The 20,619-nt window shown below is 31.6% G+C and carries 17 protein-coding genes and 1 pseudogene; 9 read left to right on the top strand and 9 right to left on the bottom strand.

The genetic code is table 11. The annotated features are described in order from the left end of the window. The first annotated feature begins 75 nt into the window (after positions 1–75). From BHU61_RS02155 to BHU61_RS02180, 6 genes are all read left to right on the top strand, one after another. Entirely contained in the window at positions 76–1,572 is a 1,497-nt protein-coding gene (locus BHU61_RS02155; RefSeq protein ID WP_111714407.1) for a UDP-N-acetylmuramoyl-L-alanyl-D-glutamate--L-lysine ligase, read from the top strand. After that, the gene (locus BHU61_RS02160) at positions 1,553–1,792 is read left to right on the top strand and encodes a YueH family protein (RefSeq protein ID WP_096076963.1); all 240 of its coding nucleotides are present in this window, start codon (positions 1,553–1,555) and stop codon (positions 1,790–1,792) included. The genes BHU61_RS02155 and BHU61_RS02160 overlap by 20 nt, the downstream gene beginning before the upstream one ends. A gap of 11 nt (positions 1,793–1,803) precedes the next feature. After that, on the top strand, positions 1,804–3,366 hold the full coding sequence (locus BHU61_RS02165; RefSeq protein ID WP_111714408.1) for a peptide chain release factor 3: 1,563 nt from the start codon (positions 1,804–1,806) through the stop codon (positions 3,364–3,366). Between the two features lie 78 nt (positions 3,367–3,444). Then, positions 3,445–4,218 carry a TerC family protein gene (locus BHU61_RS02170; protein ID WP_111714409.1) on the top strand — a complete coding sequence of 258 codons (774 nt, stop codon included), beginning with the start codon at positions 3,445–3,447 and terminating at the stop codon, positions 4,216–4,218. A 76-nt stretch (positions 4,219–4,294) separates the two neighbouring features. Beyond that, positions 4,295–5,821: a S1C family serine protease gene (locus BHU61_RS02175; RefSeq protein ID WP_170122432.1), complete on the top strand. Its 1,527-nt coding sequence runs from the start codon at positions 4,295–4,297 to the stop codon at positions 5,819–5,821. A 32-nt stretch (positions 5,822–5,853) separates the two neighbouring features. Continuing rightward, entirely contained in the window at positions 5,854–7,197 is a 1,344-nt protein-coding gene (locus BHU61_RS02180) for a TrkH family potassium uptake protein (RefSeq protein WP_111714411.1), read from the top strand. A 57-nt stretch (positions 7,198–7,254) separates the two neighbouring features. On the opposite strand, the gene BHU61_RS02185 is transcribed toward BHU61_RS02180, so the two are convergent. Beyond that, complete coding sequence (locus BHU61_RS02185) at positions 7,255–8,772, bottom strand: ATP-binding protein (protein WP_111714412.1); 1,518 nt, start codon at positions 8,770–8,772, stop codon at positions 7,255–7,257. 64 nt (positions 8,773–8,836) lie between these two features. Between BHU61_RS02185 and BHU61_RS02190 the strand changes: the two genes are divergently transcribed. Further along, positions 8,837–9,706 carry a bifunctional UDP-sugar hydrolase/5'-nucleotidase gene (locus BHU61_RS02190; RefSeq protein ID WP_111714413.1) on the top strand — a complete coding sequence of 290 codons (870 nt, stop codon included), beginning with the start codon at positions 8,837–8,839 and terminating at the stop codon, positions 9,704–9,706. Positions 9,707–9,713: 7 nt separating this feature from the next. Here BHU61_RS02190 and BHU61_RS02195 read toward each other — a convergent pair whose 3' ends face one another. The 3 genes from BHU61_RS02195 to BHU61_RS02205 form a co-directional block, all read right to left on the bottom strand. Beyond that, positions 9,714–10,313, bottom strand: a complete 600-nt coding sequence (locus BHU61_RS02195; protein ID WP_111714414.1) for a CPBP family glutamic-type intramembrane protease — start codon at positions 10,311–10,313, stop codon at positions 9,714–9,716. Positions 10,314–10,317: 4 nt separating this feature from the next. After that, positions 10,318–10,500, bottom strand: coding sequence for a YkvS family protein (locus tag BHU61_RS02200; protein WP_111714415.1), 183 nt, complete (start codon positions 10,498–10,500; stop codon positions 10,318–10,320). A 102-nt stretch (positions 10,501–10,602) separates the two neighbouring features. After that, a complete protein-coding gene (locus BHU61_RS02205; RefSeq protein ID WP_111714416.1) occupies positions 10,603–11,076 on the bottom strand; it encodes a sigma-70 family RNA polymerase sigma factor in 474 nt (157 codons plus the stop codon). Between the two features lie 217 nt (positions 11,077–11,293). Between BHU61_RS02205 and BHU61_RS02210 the strand changes: the two genes are divergently transcribed. After that, complete coding sequence (locus BHU61_RS02210; RefSeq protein ID WP_111714417.1) at positions 11,294–11,773, top strand: competence protein ComK; 480 nt, start codon at positions 11,294–11,296, stop codon at positions 11,771–11,773. Positions 11,774–11,802: 29 nt separating this feature from the next. Here BHU61_RS02210 and BHU61_RS02215 read toward each other — a convergent pair whose 3' ends face one another. Then, positions 11,803–13,386, bottom strand: coding sequence for a M20/M25/M40 family metallo-hydrolase (locus BHU61_RS02215; RefSeq protein ID WP_170122433.1), 1,584 nt, complete (start codon positions 13,384–13,386; stop codon positions 11,803–11,805). Positions 13,387–13,542: 156 nt separating this feature from the next. After that, on the bottom strand, positions 13,543–14,532 hold the full coding sequence (locus tag BHU61_RS02220; RefSeq protein ID WP_111714419.1) for an acyltransferase family protein: 990 nt from the start codon (positions 14,530–14,532) through the stop codon (positions 13,543–13,545). Between the two features lie 191 nt (positions 14,533–14,723). On the opposite strand from BHU61_RS02220, the gene BHU61_RS02225 reads away from it, so the two are divergent. After that, positions 14,724–15,170 carry a MarR family winged helix-turn-helix transcriptional regulator gene (locus BHU61_RS02225; RefSeq protein ID WP_111714420.1) on the top strand — a complete coding sequence of 149 codons (447 nt, stop codon included), beginning with the start codon at positions 14,724–14,726 and terminating at the stop codon, positions 15,168–15,170. Positions 15,171–15,285: 115 nt separating this feature from the next. On the opposite strand, the gene BHU61_RS02230 is transcribed toward BHU61_RS02225, so the two are convergent. From BHU61_RS02230 to BHU61_RS02240, 3 genes and pseudogenes are all read right to left on the bottom strand, one after another. Then, positions 15,286–18,279 carry an N-acetylmuramoyl-L-alanine amidase gene (locus tag BHU61_RS02230; RefSeq protein WP_111714421.1) on the bottom strand — a complete coding sequence of 998 codons (2,994 nt, stop codon included), beginning with the start codon at positions 18,277–18,279 and terminating at the stop codon, positions 15,286–15,288. A gap of 247 nt (positions 18,280–18,526) precedes the next feature. Further along, complete coding sequence (locus tag BHU61_RS02235) at positions 18,527–18,994, bottom strand: DUF2538 family protein (protein ID WP_111714422.1); 468 nt, start codon at positions 18,992–18,994, stop codon at positions 18,527–18,529. A 280-nt stretch (positions 18,995–19,274) separates the two neighbouring features. Continuing rightward, a pseudogene (locus BHU61_RS02240) lies at positions 19,275–20,465 on the bottom strand (LCP family protein); the annotation flags it as partial. Between the last annotated feature and the right edge of the window lie 154 nt (positions 20,466–20,619).

Raw genomic sequence — 20,619 nt, forward strand, 5'->3', positions numbered from 1 at the left:
GAACATGTTTAACTTGTATAGGCGAATGTTTTAAAAAAGTGTATAATTAAGAATTGAACTAAAGGAGGTCACTGAATGGATACGAAAGAACTATTGAAAGTGATTAAAGCGAAGAAAATATATGGTCAATTTCCTCAACAAGTTACTAATATTGTAGTAGATTCAAGACAGGCAAATGCAGATTCTGTATTCGTCGCAAGTCATGGATATACCGTTGATAGTCATAAATTCATTCCGAATGTCATTGCACAAGGTTGTAGAATGATTGTTGTTGATCATTTCATTGATGGATTACCTCAGGATGTTGGGCAGGTTGTTGTTAAGGACACACTTAAAGTTGCAAATATCTTCGGTCAATTTCTCATGGATTTTCCGAGTCAGAAATTAACGACATATGGTGTGACGGGGACTAATGGTAAGACAAGTGTTGCCACGATGATTCATCATATCCATAGAGCCTTACAAATTAATTCAGCTTATTTAGGAACAAATGGATTTCAGTATAACGAAGATGTCGCTAAAGGTTCTAACTCTACACCAGAGACAATAACATTAAATCAACATATTAAGGATGCATATCATAAAGGTGCTAAGGCAATGTCTATGGAGATGAGTAGTCATGGTCTGGCGCTTGGCAGAACAAATGGTGTTGATATTGATGCAGCAATATTCACTAATCTGACACAAGACCATTTAGATTTTCATCAGACGATGGAACGTTACGGATTTCATAAATCTTTATTGTTTGCTCAACTTGGCAATGATTATACTAAACCTAAATATGCTATTATCAATGGCGATGATGATTATTTATCTGAACTTATCATTGCTTCTCCTAGAGAGATAATCACATATGGAATTGAAAATGACTGTGATTTTAAAGCAGAGAATATACATGAAAGCTTAGAGGGCATCCAGTTTGATTTACAGACACCGGATGGCAAAGCACTAATTCGTTGCCCTTATATTGGTCGATTTAATGTGTATAATATGCTTGCAGCTCTATGTGCGATGTGGACACAAGGGCATGATATTGAGACACTAGCACAGGCTACTGAACGTTTAAATCCAGTAGAAGGTCGCCTGGAAGTTTTAGACAGAAATTTACCGGTTGATCTGATTATAGATTATGCACATACACCTGACGGTATGAATAAGTTAATTGATGCTGTTGAACCATTTAAGAAAGGAAAGCTTATTTTTCTAGTAGGTATGGCAGGTGAAAGAGATTTAACAAAGACGCCTGAAATGGGTGCGATTGCTTGTCGTGCTGATTATGTGATATTCACTCCGGACAATCCGGCAAATGATGATCCTAAAAAGTTAACAGATGCATTAGAGAAAGGTGTTACGCATAATCGATATATTTCTTTTTTAGATCGGGCTGAAGGCATACGTCATGCAATTGCGGTGAGCGAACCTGGTGATATGATAGTACTTGCATCTAAAGGTCGTGAACCATATCAGATAATGCCAGGTTATAAAAAAGTGCCGCATAGAGATGATTTAATTGGTCTTGAAGCAGCATATGAAAAATATGGGAGAGAAACGGATGAAAATAAGAACGAATAATGGTGAGTCATTACAATGCAAAGTATATATACATGAGAATAAAAAGGAAGAGACAATTCTTGTAAGTGTACCGGATATATTCTTTTCAATTCAATTTGATTATGATATTTATGGTGATGCATTAGTTGACCATCTGTATCATCATTTATTTAACATATTAGACGAAAAAGAAGCAAATCAGCTGGCTTTATCTATCGCCCAGTGGACAAGTGAAGTATAAGGAGTATAAATATGACATTAAAACAAGAAGTAGAAATAAGAAAAACGTTCGCCATCATCTCTCACCCGGATGCTGGTAAAACAACTTTAACAGAGAAGTTGTTATTATTCGGTGGTGCGATTCGTGAAGCGGGTACAGTTAAAGGTAAAAAGACAGGTAAGTTTGCAACGAGTGATTGGATGGATGTTGAAAAAGAACGTGGTATTTCGGTAACAAGTTCTGTTATGCAGTTTGATTATGATAACTTTAAAATCAATATTTTAGACACGCCAGGACATGAAGATTTCTCAGAAGATACGTATCGTACGTTAATGGCAGTAGATAGTGCGGTCATGGTAATAGACGTTGCTAAAGGTATTGAGCCTCAAACATTAAAGTTATTCAAAGTTTGTAAGATGCGTGGTATTCCAATCTTTACATTTATCAATAAGCTTGATCGTGTCGGTAAAGAACCCTTTGAATTATTAGAAGAAATTGAAAAGACTTTAGAAATTGAAACATATCCTATGAACTGGCCGATTGGAATGGGTCAATCATTCTTCGGTATCATTGACCGTAAAGAGAAAACGATTGAACCTTTCCGTGATGAAGAGAATACTTTACATTTAAATGAAGATTACGAACTTGTTGAAGAGCATGCTATTTCAAATGATTCTGCTTTCGAACAAGCAGTTGAAGAATTGATGTTAGTTGACGGTGCAGGTGAAACATTCGATAATGAAAAATTATTAACAGGAGATTTAACACCCGTGTTCTTTGGTTCAGCATTAGCGAACTTTGGTGTACAGAACTTCTTAAATGCCTATGTTGATCATGCACCGATGCCAAGTGGACGTAAAACAGAAGAAGGAGAAGTTGTATCTCCATTTGAAACAGATTTTTCTGGATTTATCTTTAAGATTCAGGCAAATATGAATCCTTTACACCGTGATAGAATTGCATTTATGCGTGTCGTGAGTGGTGCATTTGAACGTGGTATGGATGTGAAACTAACACGTACAGATAAAAAGATGAAAATATCTCGTTCCACATCATTTATGGCTGATGATACAAAAACGGTGAATCATGCAGTAAGTGGCGATATTATCGGTTTATATGACTCAGGAAATTTCCAGATTGGTGACACGCTCGTAGGGGGGAATCAAAAATTTAAATTTGAAAAGTTACCTCAGTTTACACCTGAAATCTTTATGAAAGTTAGCCCTAAAAATGTATTAAAACAAAAACATTTCCATAAAGGAATAGAGCAGCTTGTACAAGAAGGTGCGATTCAACTTTATAGAACACTGCATACGAATCAAATTATACTTGGAGCAGTTGGACAACTTCAGTTTGAAGTATTCGAGCACCGCATGAAAAATGAATATAACGTTGATGTCATTATGGAACCAGTTGGACGTAAAATAGCACGCTGGATTGAAAATGAAGAAGATATTAAAGATAGTATGAACGGAAGTCGTTCAATATTAGTAGATGATCGATATGGGAATAAAGTATTTTTATTTGAAAACGAATTTGCTACACGCTGGTTCCTGGATAAGTTTCCAGAGATTAAGTTATACAGTTTGTTATAAGCAGATTTACAATATAAAATGTATTAAAAGCGTATAATACAGTCATTAACATTATTATTAATGATACGGAGTGAGAAGATGGATATGTCAATATTGATAACGTACGCGTGGGTTGTAATAGTTCTTGTCGTTTTAGAGGGATTACTTGCAGCAGATAATGCGATCGTTATGGCAGTAATGGTAAAACATTTACCTGAAGAAGAAAGAAAGAAAGCGTTATTTTATGGATTACTCGGAGCATTTGTGTTTAGATTTGCGTCATTGTTTGCGATCGCTTATCTTGCTAAGTTTTGGCAAATACAAGCTTTAGGTGCTGCATACTTACTATTTATGTCGATAAAAAATTTATATGAATATTTTAAGACAGGTGATGCCACAAGTGAAGCTGAAGAAGCAGAACTAGAGAAATATAGTAAAAAGGGCAGTGGCTTCTGGATGACAGTTGCGAAAGTAGAGTTTGCAGACATTGCATTTGCAATCGATTCAATGCTCGCAGCGATAGCAATTGCTTTAACATTACCAGAAGTTGGACCACAATTTGGTGGGATGAACTTAGGACAATTTTTAGTGATGTTCACTGGCGGTATGCTAGGAGTAATTATTATGCGATTTGCAGCTACATGGTTTGTAAAACTTCTGCATGATAATCCTTCATTAGAAGCAGCAGCTTTTGCAATTGTAGGTTGGGTTGGCGTGAAGTTAGTCGTGATGGTACTTGCCCATGAATCAATTCATATCTTGCCACACGAATTTCCACACAGTATGCCATGGCAATTAACTTTCTGGGGCGTATTATTATTGATATTAGCAATAGGTTGGTTTAGTGGTAAGAAAAAACAATCAAATGCATAAAAAACTTGATATATCATATAAAACTTAGTGTATCTATATTATAATAGATACACTAAGTTTTTTTATGGAGGAAATCATGCAGCGTAAACATAAAATTGTCATCAAAAAGAAAAATTACAGTCGACCTAAACGATTGTTCTTTAAAGGTCAGAAAGTTAGAATGATTTATCCGTATTTACATAAAAAAGATAATATATTAGAAAAAATAGCACCAAAAGAAGATATTGAAATTGTGGATGAAACAATAATAAAAAGTGACAAAGATAATCATATTAATGAAAATAAAGAATCACTGATCACCAGTAATTCAATTGCTACAGAAGAAGCGATTGATAAGGAAAATACTGTAGATGTAACAAAGCAAATTGAGAATGAAGAAAGTCCTGAAACTAATGATTCCCAAAAACATGAAAATAATATAAACAAAACGTCTGAGGAAAATGAATTAGTAGAAGCATCTTTCAGTAGAAATGAGATAAATGACGATTTAAAAAATAGTAAAGAAAATCGTTCTTTTGGTTCACAACTGCCAAAAATTTTGATGGGTACACTTGCTGGAATATTGATCGGTATATTACTTATGAGCTTGTTTAATTCGAAGCCACAAGAAGTATCTAAACAATCTGAAGTTAAAACTTCTACAGAACAAGCAATTAAGAAAAATATTAAGAATGTGGTGAGTATTACAAATCTTCAAAAAGCTACTGATAGTGAGACGATAGATCCTGAGAGTGCAGTGAAAGCGCCTGAAGAGGTGGGGATTGGTACAGGTATTATCTATAAAACAGAAAAGAATTTAGCATATATACTAACAAACTATCATGTTGTCGGAAAAGCTAATGCAATTGAAGTGACTTATGAAGGAAAGAAAGAAAAAGCAAAGATGATAGGCTATGATGTCTGGACTGATATGGCTATTCTTACAATGCCTAAAGGTAATATAAACTCAGTTATTGAGATGACAAATAGTAATCATTTGGAACCTGGACAAGAAGTCATTGCATTAGGTAGTCCCTTAGGACAAATGTTTGCAGGAAGTGCATCTTCTGGAATTATATCTGGTTTATCACGTAATGTACCGGTAGACATTGATGGTGATGAGATTTATGATTGGGAAATGCATGTATTACAAACTGATGCTGCAATTAATCCAGGAAATTCTGGGGGTCCTTTATTAAATAAAGAAGGAAAGATGATTGGTCTGAATTCAATGAAGATTTCTATGGAAGGCGTAGAAGGTATTGCATTTAGTATTCCTGTGAACGAAGTAAAAAAAGTATTAAAGGAGCTTGAACAAAAAGGTAGTATAAATCGTCCAAAAATGGGTATTATGATTGAAGATGTGGGTACGCACAGCAACCCTAATGATCCTAACTCTCCGACTGATCAAACTGGTGTAGAAATTATGGAGATAGAACCAAACACTTTAGCAGAGAAAAATGGATTAAAGTTAGGCGATATTATTAAAAAAATAGATGATAAAGAAATTAAATCTAAAATTCATTTTAGAAAGATTCTATTTAATGAAAAGAAAATTGGGGATACAATTACTTTGACAATCATTCGCAATGGTGCTGAAAAAAATATTAAAATTAAGTTATAAAATCTACATTGATTTAAGAAAGAAGTGAAATAATGAACAAGTTATTCCAAAAGTTAACACCACAACAAGGTATTGTGCTCTATTATCTTGTAGCAATATTCATTTCTTTCTTATTGCTCCGTATGCCATATGTACATCAACCAAACGTTGATATTAGTTACATTGATTCTTTATTTGTTGCGGTGTCTGGTGTCAGTGTAACAGGTTTGTCACCTGTGTCTATTGCAGAAACTTATTCGACTTTTGGTCAGTGTGTCATCCTTGTCATTCTTAATCTTGGCGGTATTGGTGTTATGGCGATGGGTACTTTGCTATGGGTTATTCTTGGTAAGAAGATTGGGATGCGTGAAAGACAACTAATAATGGTGGATCATAATCAAAATAAGATGTCTGGCGTTGTAACAATGATTCTTGAAATTGTGAAGGCGATGTTATTTATAGAAATTCTGGGCGCCTTATTTTTAGCATTTTATTTCTATAAAGATATGGATTCAATAAAAGATGCATTATTCCATGGGTTATTCGCATCGATTTCTGCAACTACGAATGGTGGTTTAGATATAACAGGCGATTCACTTAATAGTTACGCCGACGATTATTTTGTACAAACAATTACGATGTTTCTAATTGTATTAGGGGCAATTGGATTTCCTGTTATTATTGAAATAAAAACTTATTTAACAAACAAAATTCCAAATTTCAGGTTTAGTTTATTCGCAAAACTAACGATTAGTACATATTTTTTATTGTTTATTGTCGGAACAGTTGTTATTTATTTATTTGAGTATAATAACGCTTTTAAAAATATTTCATGGCATAAAGGTCTTTTTTATGCATTATTTCAATCTTCAACAACTAGAAGTGCAGGTCTTACGACGATAGATTTAAATCAATTAACAGAGGCCACACGTTTTTTTATGGGGGGACTCATGTTTATCGGTTCTAGTCCAAGTTCAGTAGGAGGAGGTATTAGAACAACTACATTTGCGATACTAATTTTGTTTTTACTGAATTATAGTAATGGTAGAACAAACATTAAAGTATTCAATAAAGAAATTGATCCCATTGATATTCAAAGAACTTTTGCTGTAATGGTTCTTGCTACTATTATCTGCTTTGCAGGTTTATTATTTATATTATTCTTTGAAAATGATAAATTCGATTTACTTTCAATTTTCTTCGAAGTGATGAGTGCTTTTGGAACTTGTGGTTTATCACTTGGTATAACAGGCGATTTAACAAGTGGTAGTAAGCTGGTCATTATGGCATTGATGTTTATAGGTCGTGTTGGATTAATCTCATTTATTATTATGCTCGGTGGTAAAGCAGAACCTGATAAATTTAGATATCCAAAAGAAAGAATTATGATTGGATAATAATATTTAATATAAATAGAAAATATTTTGATAGCAAGAAAGACTAGCATTTGTTTGCTAGTCTTTTTTAATTTTATTATTATTTTGATCATATTCAGAAGGAATAGAGATTAGTGGCAGCTTAATAATAAATGTTGTACCGATATCTACTTTACTAATTACTTCAATTTCACCGTTATTTGCATCGATGATACTTTTAGAGACTGGTAATCCAAGGCCCGTACCAGTGACTTTAGTTGTGAAGAATGGGTTAAATAACTGTTCAAGTACCTCCTCATTCATGCCACTTCCATTATCTCGTATTGAAAGAATAGCTTGATTATGCGTGTGGTCCACCTTGATTTCAATGATCCCTTGTTTATGTTCCACCATAGCATCTTTTGCGTTTTGAATAAGGTTGATGATAATTTGTTTAAATTGGTCGACAGCTACATGAACTAGCGTTTGATGATTGGTATAGCTTTTTATCGTTCGAATGTTGTTCATCGATAAGTCATACTCTAGAAATGTTAATGTCTCTCTCACAATATCTCTTAAATCTACAATTTCTACATCAAGTTTTGTAGGTTTTCCGAGTAACAAGAATTGTCTGACTATTAAATTGATACGTTCTAATTCTGTTTTTACAATTTTAAAATATTGATTTTCATGTTTAGTATCATATTGCATTTCCAGTAGATCTACAAAGCCTTTAATAGATGTTAATGGGTTCTTTATTTCATGTGCAGTGTTAGCAGCAAGTTGACCAATCAATTCTTTCTTTTGAGAATTTATATCTGCAAGTAATAATTCACTTTCTTTCTGTGCTTTATAGCTATGATAGAAAAGTTGTAATGTCGCAATAAGTAATGAAAATACTAATGCTGCAAGTAGAACTTTTTCAAATACTTCACGATAAACATTCTTATTTGAATTGATTGTTAGATTCCAGTCAACTTTTAAAAATTTCTGTGATTCTTTTATATTAGTAAATACGGGGTGATTTGACTGAAAAATGATATGATCTTTAAAATCTGTAATCGTCACAGTATTATCTTTTTGAAGAGAGTCAATGACTGTACCAATCGTATTAATATCAATTTCTGCAACAACAAGATTACTTTTTCTCTCATCTGTAATATTTTTTGTAATGTAGACGACATTCTTATTCATATTATTTTTACGAACGTCACTAATCGCCACATTATTCAAAGTTCTTTTTTCAATATGATTGAAGAATTTCATGGATTCTATTTTTTTACCAATCATTGCTTCAGAATTTGAGTTGATAACAGTTGCTTTATAATCTAGAACATAAATATTGATGATACGGTGGTCACGATTTTTAAGCACTTGTATCTTTTTATCGATATTTACTTTATCTTTTTCATAGATAACAGTAGTAGCGACATTTTCAACTGCAGAAGTTGTTTCACTAAAAAACGAATCAACCTGTTCCGTATGTATTCCGATAGATTTCTTTATGTTTTCACGAAGATGTACTTCTTCGTTATGCGCTAATAAATACCATAATAATGCCGAAAATAACAATGTAATTATGATATTATAAATGACGTATTTTTTGATATTATTCATATATTTCTCCAATTTAAAAAGTCATATTAAAAATCATGCTATAATATCACAAAGAGGTGGAAGCATGAAAAAAGGATTAATTAATATACATATTATAACAACAAATAACATCAAAGGTGCAATGTTTCAAGAAAATAATACATTTAATATTTATAAAGCAGCAACTTATATTAAATTAGCTAGGCAAAGTGGACAAGTTCTGTTAATTAATAATGGTCAGCTGATCACAGGTTCACCAGTGAGTGAGTATTATGCAGGTTTAAAAGAATATAAACGCATTCCATTAATATCACTTATGAATCTTTTGAAATTTAATGCAACTAATATTACGATTAAAGACTTTTCTTTAGGCTTTAATTATTTTAGCCGGGCACATGCGATGAGTGAATTTCCATTTTTATCATGCAATATTTTAAATGAATCTACGAAAGAGCCGTATTTTAATACCCCATATATTATTCATCAATATAAAGGTATTAAAATTGGTGTGATTGCTTTATCAGAAGCAGTGCAAATAGATCATGAAACAATGATTGCATCCAATCCAATGGCATCGATTAAAACTTGGATGAGATACATGTACGATAATGAGAGTCCGGATTATGTCATTGCATTACATAATGGACAAATCTCAGATTTAATTACAGAAGAAGATATTTTTTGTGTAGAAGGTGTTCATTTATTACTGACAAATAATATAGCCCAGGGTATTGAGCATGAATACACTGAAATTATTCAATTACCAGAAAGTTCGTCGCTACTACATATAAAACTGATGTTTAAAGAACGTACAGACTCCTTTGAGAACAAAGGATGTTCATATGAATTTATAGATGTTTCTAGATATGAAGAAGATTATTTATTAAAAGAATCCACTTATTACGAAGAAAAAGAATATTCACTTGTCAGAAAGAAAAAAATCCTTAGTGACTAAGGATTTTTTATCTATGGATGAGCGTTAATATTATTATTGCAAATATTTGACCTATAATAGGTGTAATCAAACGTTTCGTATTATGATAGCTCAGAGCTAAAATAAACTGAGTTAAAAAGATGAAAAGCAATAACTCAATACTTAAGGAATACATAAATAAGCTTGTTACACATAAACTGATGATACAAGCTGAAACAAACTGATTAAATCGATCATCAAGATAATTTTGCAACATATTACGAAAGAACAGTTCCTGCAACGGTATAGATATAAATAATGAAATAATAAGCTGCCATTTTACATAAACACCAAGTCCTACAATTACTTTCAGTAAATGAAAATAAGTAATATCTTTCATTATGAAAGATAAGAAGGTATATAATATAACGATCACAAAACTTGCAAGAATACCTGTGATGATCGCGTCTAATAAACGCTTAGAATGAATATTGCGTTCATAGAAGATATAACCGATAGAAGAGAATAACATTAAGCCGGTATATAAATGCCAGAACACCTGATGTTCACTTCTCATTCCGAACAATATAATGTGAAAGATAGTAAATAAAATTAAAAAACCATAGATAGGCTTTTTTAAAATGTTCATTATTTTATGCCTCTGTAATGATTGTATAACGTTTATGGTTAATAACAGTTTTTTCAGGGATTTCTAATTTTTCGAAGTTTTCCATAATCGTACAATCCACAATCACTGAATTCTCATTAACTTTCTCAACGATACCTTGTTTACCTTCGTGAAACTCAATAATATCTCCAACTTTAGCTGCCATAATTTTTCCTCCTTAAAAACATGCTAATTGCTATTATACTAAATTTGATGCATATTGAACATAAAAATTTATTGATTATTCAATAGATTTTTAATGAAGTTTATTTTAATGATTGTGATAAAAGAAGGTTAACTTCTTTTGTGCGTTTTTCTTATATTTTTTTATTGTAGACACACTAACCTTCATCTCATCTGCTATTTCCTTCATTGAATAACCTTTCAAAAATAACGTCAGCCACTGATATTCTTCAAGATTTAAATAATGCTTTATTTCTTTTAATGTCAAATGATCATATGAATCATTGAAATGATTACTATGATATATAATGTCGTCATTCATTAAGATAAACCGTTCATTTCTTTTAGATAACTTTCTAATTTCATCGATAAAGAAAAACTTGAGTTTTGTATAGACATAGTGATCTTTATTAGATGTTTTGTTGGAATCATAAGATTGATCTAATTCCCAAAGTTTTATTAATGCCATTTGATAAAACTCATCAAAGTCATAAGTTAATTGATATTTATGAATGAGGTGAAAGATTAACTTTTCATATTTATTCTTTGTTTCTTCAAACATATTTTCCCCATTGAATATCTAGATATTCTATTTTTATTTCCGGATGAAGTAAGTATATTCAAAATTTTTGTTAATTAAAAATTAACATTTCGATAATAATTGTTTAGTTTATTAAATAAATATAGTTTTATTGTCAAAAATTGATTAAAAAGTGAAGTATTTAGATGGATTTAATTATAATAATGTAGAAATGATAATTTGATAAGAGGTGAATATTATGTTAGAAATGCCGCTTTGTGCAACTGATATGTGTATTTATCAAAGTCCCGAAGCAGAAGGGAAGACTCAAATTTATTCCTTTTGTGGGGAAGTTAGAATGGTTGATGAAAGGCCAGAAAAGTTATTGGATCAAACATTAATTTTCTTTGGAAGTAATATAAAAACCCGTAAGCAGTCTGCAAAAGTATTAACCAGGCATATGCATCATCTTCCAATTATTATCGAACCATCTATTCAATGGATGTATTATCCAATCCATCAGTCAAAAACGCATTTTCAATTATTTATACAGCATCAGATGATTTATCATTTTGAAGGTAAGAAGGATCAGACAAGAATACTTTTTATAAATAATATGGAATTGATTGTGCCTCAAAATATAAATTTTATACATAAGCAACATCAAAAAGCACTGTTACTCGCAGACTTACAATCCAAAATAATAAAACGGCAATTGCACTTAAGCAATTACCGTTAGAAATGTTTTTAAGGATTATAATGAATTTATTATTTGTCGATAAAAAATTTGTGGAAAATTTTATTTAATACAAAAGGTACTTCTTCAGATACACTTTTAATATGAATACGCTCAGTTAACTGATGTGCATCTTTCCCAAAAGCACCGATATTAATTACTGGTGCTTTTAATTTTTTCATAGCTGAAAAAGGTATATCGTAATGTGTTTTGAAACCAGGTGTATTATCAGCAAATATATTAGTATCACTATCATCGTGTGTATAGTTAACATAACTTAAATCTGAAATTCCATTAAAGTAATGAATTTTTGTTGTCTCGCGATTAAACTGTTTCTTCATTTGTTTAATTGCATATTTTGTAATTGATTTTATTAATTTATCTTGACTGCTATTAACAGAAGGATAATAAGGTGCATTAAAGTATGTCACGACCGTATAATCATTACTGTTATCTAAAAGCAATAAATCTTTAATAACTGTCTGAGCATATAGACGATTATCAGATTGTTCTGTATTACTGATAATATTATGGATAGTTTCATAGCCATGTTTCTTTTTCATAGATTTAATTAATGCTTCAAAAGTTATTACTTTTATTTTTGGTGATGTTTCAAATACTAATCCTAAGTCACGAGAACATTCTGCAACAGTACGTTCAACGATTTGATTAAATAGTTTAAAAACATGTGCTGCACTTTGTTCAAATATGAATACGTTGTAGTAACTTGATGCCATAAAAGGTGTCTGTACATTGTAATCTTCTTTTAGATCTTTCAAATAGAGACTAACAGGTAAAGGTGTTTCTTCATTTTTATATCGTTCAAGAAATTGTGTATTGTATTCAATTTCAGAGTTAATACGACTAATTAAATAATTGGCACTAAGTCCATTTAATGGTTCTCCAACATGTGTTTCTTTTCCATAAACAAATACAGATGGCATGACTTTACCGATGCTACCATTATAAATATAATAATTTTCATCATGTGGAAACTGACTAAATGCAGGCTCACCATTCATGATCAGCAATAATTTTAAGTTTTCCTGTTCAATAAATTCCGATAGTTCAGAAACAGCACTTCTCATACCCGAGGAATTTACTTCTTCGTCAGGAACAGTTAATAAAATAATGTTAATTGGCCATTCTTCATGGATTGCTTTTTCAAGTATGCTTAAATGCATCATTAATCCAGATTTCATATCCATGATGCCTCGTCCAAATAAATACTGATTTGATAATATATCAGATTGATGATACTCACTAAATTCATTAAGGTTATTAGCAAATGATTTTGCTAACGCATCACTATCGAATGCATATGCTTCAAATGATCCATAATCATTTGTATCAACAGTGTCATAGTGGCTCATAATAATCACCGTATCATCTGTTACATGTGAACGATACATTGCAGCTACAGCATTCTTGTGATCATTCGTCTCAATTAATTTAATATGTGAATCATGCTGTTTAAAATAATCTAATTGTTTTAGTGTCCGTTTAATATAAAAAGGAAAGTTGACTTCACCTTCAGTATCTGTGATGCTGTCATGTTTAACAAGGTCTTTTAAAAGTGCAATTCTGTCTTCTGGTGTTTGCCAAAGTAAACGCATAAAAAATCTCCTTAAATTCATATTTAAAAGCAATATGTAATTTTATTTATATCAGACATATTCGTGCTCTCTTATAATAATTATACATATTTCTTCACAAATAAAAAATATTAAATAAAATTAATTCATATTAAATTTACAAAATTAAAAAAACCTCTAATGAGGTTTTTTAATTTCTACCACCGGTGAGGTTATCTTTTTAGTAGCATTCATACTAAGTGTATAAACTAAGAAGATGGTAACAAGAATCATAAAGATTAATATTGAAGCCACATGATCATTAAAATATTTCCCCCAATTATTTGCTCTGAATAACCCAATAAACATACCATGTAAGAGATAAATGAACATGGTTCTTGAGCCTATATACGTTAGAGGAAGTTTTCGGTTCGGTACAACATTTAAAAAGCTTGCAGTGCTAATTAGAATGATTACATAAATAATGGCACGTTTTAAGCCACTATACAGATCAGAAGCTTCATGTTCAAGTTTGATATAGGGTTTGCTCCCGAAAAGCCACTCAAAATTAAAATCTGTTAACATATAGAAAATAAAAACAATCGTCAACATAAATATAGAAACAGGAATATACTTCTTATTTCTAATATATTTAAATTGTTCTGGTTGCGCATAATACCCAATTAAAAACAAAGGAAAGAATACAAATGTTCTTGATAAACTTAAAGTATTATTAATAAATGGTAAATAGCCGACGATTATTCCTATGATGAATGAAACCATTAGGGTAACCCAAGGATTTATATCTTTTACGATAAATAGCATGACCTGCCATGAAAATAAACTGAGTAGAAACCACATCGCCCATTGCGGATCGAATGGATTTAAATCAACGGTGTTTACGTCATCGATAAAATAATAATAAAAAGCATAAAAACTTTGAAAAATAATATAGGGTAATAATAACTTCTTAGTTACTTTTTTGATATACCCTGGTTTATGTATGCCTTTAGCAAAATAACCAGAAATCAATACAAATGCAGGCATATGAAAGCTATAGATAAACATATATAAAGCTTGTAAAAAATGGCTTTCATTTATGAAAGAACGTAATAAATGACCAAAAACTACTAAAACAATTAATAAAAATCTTGCATTATCAAAATAATGATCTCTTTCTTTATTCATAAAAAATCTCCTTAAAAATATTCTCACAAAAAATTAATTATATTGCACACTTATGAATTAAATCTACAAATTAAATATGCTATGATAAAATATAAATAGCCCACAATTTTTTATTAATTCATTATATATCGTTGCTAAACTAAATAATTGGGCTTATAATCTATATAAGAAAAAAGTTGGGAGACAATAACATGGATGAAAAGCGACTTAAAAGATTTGGACAATTAATTTATTTTATGGATTCTAAAATTGATGAAATTGCTTCTGCAGAATTAACTGATGTAACTTTAACGCGTGAACAATTATATATGCTAGAACTTATTGCATCAGAAGAAAATATGACACAAAAAAAGTTAATCTATAAGTTAAATAAAGAACAGACGGCGGTTTCGAGAGCAATAAAAAAATTAGTTGATAACGGTTTTGTAAAAAAAGAGCAGAGTATTTATGATTTAAGATCTACCGTCTTAATTGCAACTGAACAAGGTGAAAAAGCATTAGAACGTGCAGAAGAAATTAAAGCTAAAGTTGTACGTAGCTTTATGCGAGAGCTAAATTCTGCAGAGTCTGAAGAATTGATTCAGTTACTTGAAAAAATATATCATTCATTTGCTCTTAGAGATCCATTTCGTTTTTAATTGTAAATCATCAGCTATTAGTAAATCGACTTAAATATTCAATTTAGTATTATATAGCCTAAATGCCGAAAAAATAACCTTCCTAATAACTATTAGGAAGGTTATTTTTTTAACATTAGATATATTCATGAACGATATAATTTAATCCATCTAGACCTAATGACTTATATAAACGCGCGATATTTTTCGCGTTGTTAGCAGCCCATCTAACATCTGTTGCATATTGATGTGTTGCAGTATTTTCTGGATTCCAGCGCATTTGATGAAGCGTACGCTGACCGTTGTCAATATATGCTTTACGTACGTATTCTGCACCACCGATGATTGCTTTAGAAACAGAATCCCAACTGTTTTGCTTAGCGTATGCAATACCACCTAATTCTACATTATTATCAGTAGCTTTAGTACCATAAGTATTATAGTATTTCTTCGTTGCATTTTCAATAATACGCGTATTATCGTCACTGATACCTAGACCGTTTGATAATCTGCTTTTTCCATGTCCTGTTTCAACAAGCGCATGTGCGATTAAATAGATTTCATTAATTTTAAATTGTTTTGCAGCAGCTGCAAAAGCAGCCCCCTGATTTTCTAAAACACCTTTTCCAGCAAGTAGTTTATTTAAATTTTTAGCTGAAATACCTTCAGATTGCCCTAAATCTAAAAATTGATACTTTAACTCAGGATCATTTAAAGCATTTTTTGTATCCATATTCGCTTTAATTTCGCTATCTTCTGCTAAACGTTCGTTATATACTCTTGCTGGTGTTGAGAATACTACTTTAGGGCCCGCATTACGTGCAGGATTTTTTAATCGAGATTGTTTCGCAACAGCAACTTCTAAACTTTCAGGTGCTTTTAATTTTACGACATTTTGTGAATAAAGATAGCTATCTGGAACATATCCAGTTGTTTTATCATCTAATAATACTTTATGCCAAACAGCATTGCCAACTTTATCTGTACGAATGACTTGTATAGTTTTAGAAGATAATGTACTTAATTTTTTAATACGTTGAGATTTAGAACCACCAGGAATTGAATAAATATATCCTGAAGATTTCTTAATCGTATAAGGCATCTTTGTCCATGATACTGTTTTAAATTGCTTTTCTTTAATAAATGTATCACTGATCCAACCTAAAAATTTATTTTTTGGATCGGCTACACCATAATATTGCTTGTTATTTTTCTTTGCTGACTGATTAATGTAGAGTTGCATATTAACCGGCTTTGTCTGTGCTTTTTTTGTAGATTTAATATCTGTATATAAAACAGTATTCTTAGCATCTGTGCGACCAATTAATTTAACATTTTTCATGTCAGTAATTTTAACGGCAGTCTTTGATGGAGAAACTGATTTTAAGGTCATTTGATTTAAATTAACCCAGCCAGTTAAAGCATTCACTGTGCCAAAATAATATGATGTTTGACCTACTTTTACAAATTGAGAAGCTTTAAATTCTTTTCCTGTTAATCCTTTTAAACTTCCAACCACTTGTTTTGAACTACCCCAAGGTGTTGAATAAATACTTTTAGCAGTACTATTTAATGTAAACCTTTTTGACGTTTTTGATGGTGGAGTAATCGAAAATGATTTTGTATCTTTTGCTTTTACCCAACCACGTGGGATGTTTTTATTGTCAGTTAATGAATAATAAGTAACACCATCTAACACAGCTTTCTTGTTTACATAATAAGCGGTGTTTGATTTTGAACCTGCTTTCGCTGTCGCAGGGTTACCAACTGAAGTATACACATCCGTATTTTGCCATTTAATTTTGGCAATACGACGTTCATTCGATGTGACGACTTTGCCCGTATTGTTTGGTGCAGGAGTCACCTTAGGTGGTGTGTTACCCGGTGCTGGCACAGGTGTGGCTGGCATCTTGCCAGTTAACTTATAATTATATTTTTCAGAAACAAGATTGTAGAATTCATCGAAAGAATAGTTGTTGGCCTGGAACCACCCGATTGGATCAGTATGATCAGTTCCACCAAGGAAGTTTGATACGCCTTTATGATTCCAAACAGTACCATTACCATCATAGTGAGCATTATCTAACGGTAAACCGTAATATAATAAATTTGTAGCAAAGTAATCTGCATAATTATTGATAGAGCGGCTAAATGCTTCTTTACCATATACACGAACTAATTCTACGTTGATGAAACGGGGGTTTGCAACAGGACCAGCTCCCCATGAAATATAATCAGTATCTGCAACTTCAACGATACGCTTATCATCGATAAATGCATGTACGAAAGCATTCGTGTAATTACGTTTCATATAAGCAATTTCACCATCAATTTTAGATGTAGGGTTAGCTGTTTCGTGTGCTACGATACCTTCCGGTTTAGCGACACCATTGCGATATGCAATTTTTGGTGAATTGAAAAAGCTTTTTTCATACACAGGAACTGTCCAGTTATTATATTTTATGACTTCATTAACTGACATAGAATCGATATTTTTTGCTTTAGTTGTTGCCGTAGTTCCTAAACTTCTTGTTTTTGTAGTTGAAGTAATTGCTGTTTTTTTAGGTTGAACAGCTGCAGTAGGCGCTTCAACAGTTGGTGTTACCGTAGAAGTCGTATCTACATTAGGCATTTCAGTAGTAACCGCTTCAGTCGTTGGTGTTTCCGTAGAAGTCGTATCTACATTAGGCGCTTCAGTAGTAACCGCTTCAGCCGTTGGTGTTTCCGTAGAAGTCGTATCTATAGTAGGCACTTCAGAAGTAACCGCTTCAGCCGTTGGTGTTTCCGTAGTTGTCGTATCTACAGTAGGCGCTTCAGTAGTAACTGCTTCAGCCGTTGGTGTTTCCGTAGTTGTTAGTTGTGTAGTTGAAGCTGTTTCAGTATTATTTTTTACTTGAGTTAATGAATATTGTTCAGCAATAGATGCAGGATTTGATAAATCATTTGTAGTAATCACATTAACTGGAACTTTTGATTCATTAGCAGTACTTGGATTAACTGTTTCGTTTGTCGTGCTATCAATTGCGTCTTTTTTTACAACCTCATTTTCTGCAGCATAAGCAGCTGTTGTTGTACCAGCAAACATCATTAACATTAGTGCAGGTGTTTTGTAATAAAATTTATTATCCATGTGTACTTCCTTTCTCAATTTAATTCATAATTTCATTCTCTTCTATTATAGGGACATTTATTCAATTAGTATATAAAGGATTTGAATTGTAATATTACTTTAATATATGAAATACTAAATTCATAATGTAAATTAATATATGCACACGTTTAAAGGATTAAATTCATTTTTTATTTTCTTAAAATTTTGTTGAATAAAAAAACCACCATCAATTTATATATCGAAATTGGTGGTGGTTTATATTTGTTTAATGCATTTTTAATATTGCAGTATATTGCCAAAATAATTGCATATGGTTCATATCCCAGTGAGTCATGCCCATCGCATACCCTGATGGTGTAAAGATCTGGATGTTGGATACTTCTAAAACGGCTGCAATTAAGTATTGATTAAATACATCAAGTGATGTGAATGTTTGACTTAAATTTTCACCATCAAATACGAAATCTAATGGCACTTCATAATCAAAAATATTAATTTGATTGAATATCGCTGGAATTGCTAATATATAGCATGCACCGTCCATAAGAGGATTGTTTCCTGCATCAGTATAATATATTAACAAAGCTTCGTAATTCTGCTGATGATAATCATCAACAAAATAAAAGTCTTTACGTTTATTTGATAAATCACGAGGTGAAGCAATGATTTCTTGTAATTTATCAAACATTTGGTTAATTTGTTCATACTTTTCATAGGTTTTACGAGTTGCCATAAAGGATCACTCCAATTTATTGTTGATATTGAGGAACAGTATTATTTTGATTTACTGGCTGCCTCACAACGTTTTGTGGTGCTTGACCACTTTGATTGTTACTATTTGCATTGATATCACTTCTAATAATATTTGTATTAGTAACAGAATTACCATTTGAATTGTTTGGATTAACTTCTGAAGTAGCGGGTGCCTGATTGATTATCTGATTATTATTTTGTTGTGGAATTACTGGTGCCTCAGTAATAACAGGAGCAGGTGCAGGCTCTTCTATTACTGGTGGTGCTTGTTCAGTAACAGGCGCACTTTCTACAGTTTTTGGCGCTTCAGTTTCTATAGATTTTGATGAACTTTCATTATTAGTTTCGTTTGTTTTATTCTCTATTGTATTATTTTTCTTATTTTTCTTCTTTTTGTCTTTCATCAGTTGTTTAAAATCTTTTTCAATTTGTTCAAGGTCAATCTTTTCTAATGGTATTAAATTTCCTTTTAAAGCGATAACTTTATAATCGAGTAATGACGATTTCTTCCCTTCAGGTAATTGTAAATCTTTGCGTAGAAGTTTAGATATCTTATAAATATGTTCAAATACTGGATTATAGTAGTAAACACCGTTATACATATAATCTGTACCTTTTAACTGCATTTGTTTGAACTCTACATCATTAGAAGTATAGTAGGAAGCCAATGATGTAATATTTTCAAAGGTTAAATTATGTTTTGCATTATTGCCGACAATTTCAACGAGTTCATCTAGTTTTGAAATAGAGTTGGTATCTTTCGCTTTTTTAACGATTGCTTCAATCATTTGCATTTGACGTTTGCCACGGCCTAAGTCTGTATCCACATGTCTACTTCTTACAAGGGCAAGTGCTTCATCACCGTTAATTAATTGTTTTCCTTTTTTTACTTTGATTCTACCTTTATCTAATTTTGTAGGTTCATCGATATCAAATGGTACATTAAATTCAATGCCACCTAATTCATCGACGATATCAACAAATGCCTGCATGTTTACACGTGCATAATAATCAACAGGAACATTAAAGATGTTTTCAACAGCATGCATAGAGCTTTCTGGACCACCCTCAGCATGTGCGTGCGTAATTTTATCATATTGCTTTACAGAAGGAATATAAGCTAAAGTATCACGAGGGATACTCACAAGTCTTATTTGTTTATTACTACGGTCAAATGTAGCTAGTATCATTGCATCCGTACGTGCTTCAGACACTTTCTGGCCATTTTCTCTTCTGGAAATGCTATCGTCAATACCTAAGAATAATACAGAAATATGATCCATTGAAGGATCGACAGCTTTTTCTCTCAAATTAGATTTATCACTATTTTTGCTAAACGACAAATCAATTGCACCTTTTGTTGTACTATATAAATATGCAGCATAGGATACAGGTACAATTACTAAACTCAAAGAGAGTAAAATTAATATTGCTCTGAACGTCTTATTCATATTATGCTCCTCAAATTAGTTTAATAAACTATTAAATTATATAGCTAATTATGTAAAATAACAATAAAAATAATATCTTTTTATCTTTCGATATAATGTAATATGCTAATCTAATTAGATTAGAATACAAAACATGAGTATTAAATAAGACACT

The organism is Macrococcus epidermidis, from assembly GCF_003259695.1.
GTDB classification, from domain to species: Bacteria; Bacillota; Bacilli; order Staphylococcales; family Staphylococcaceae; genus Macrococcoides; species Macrococcoides epidermidis.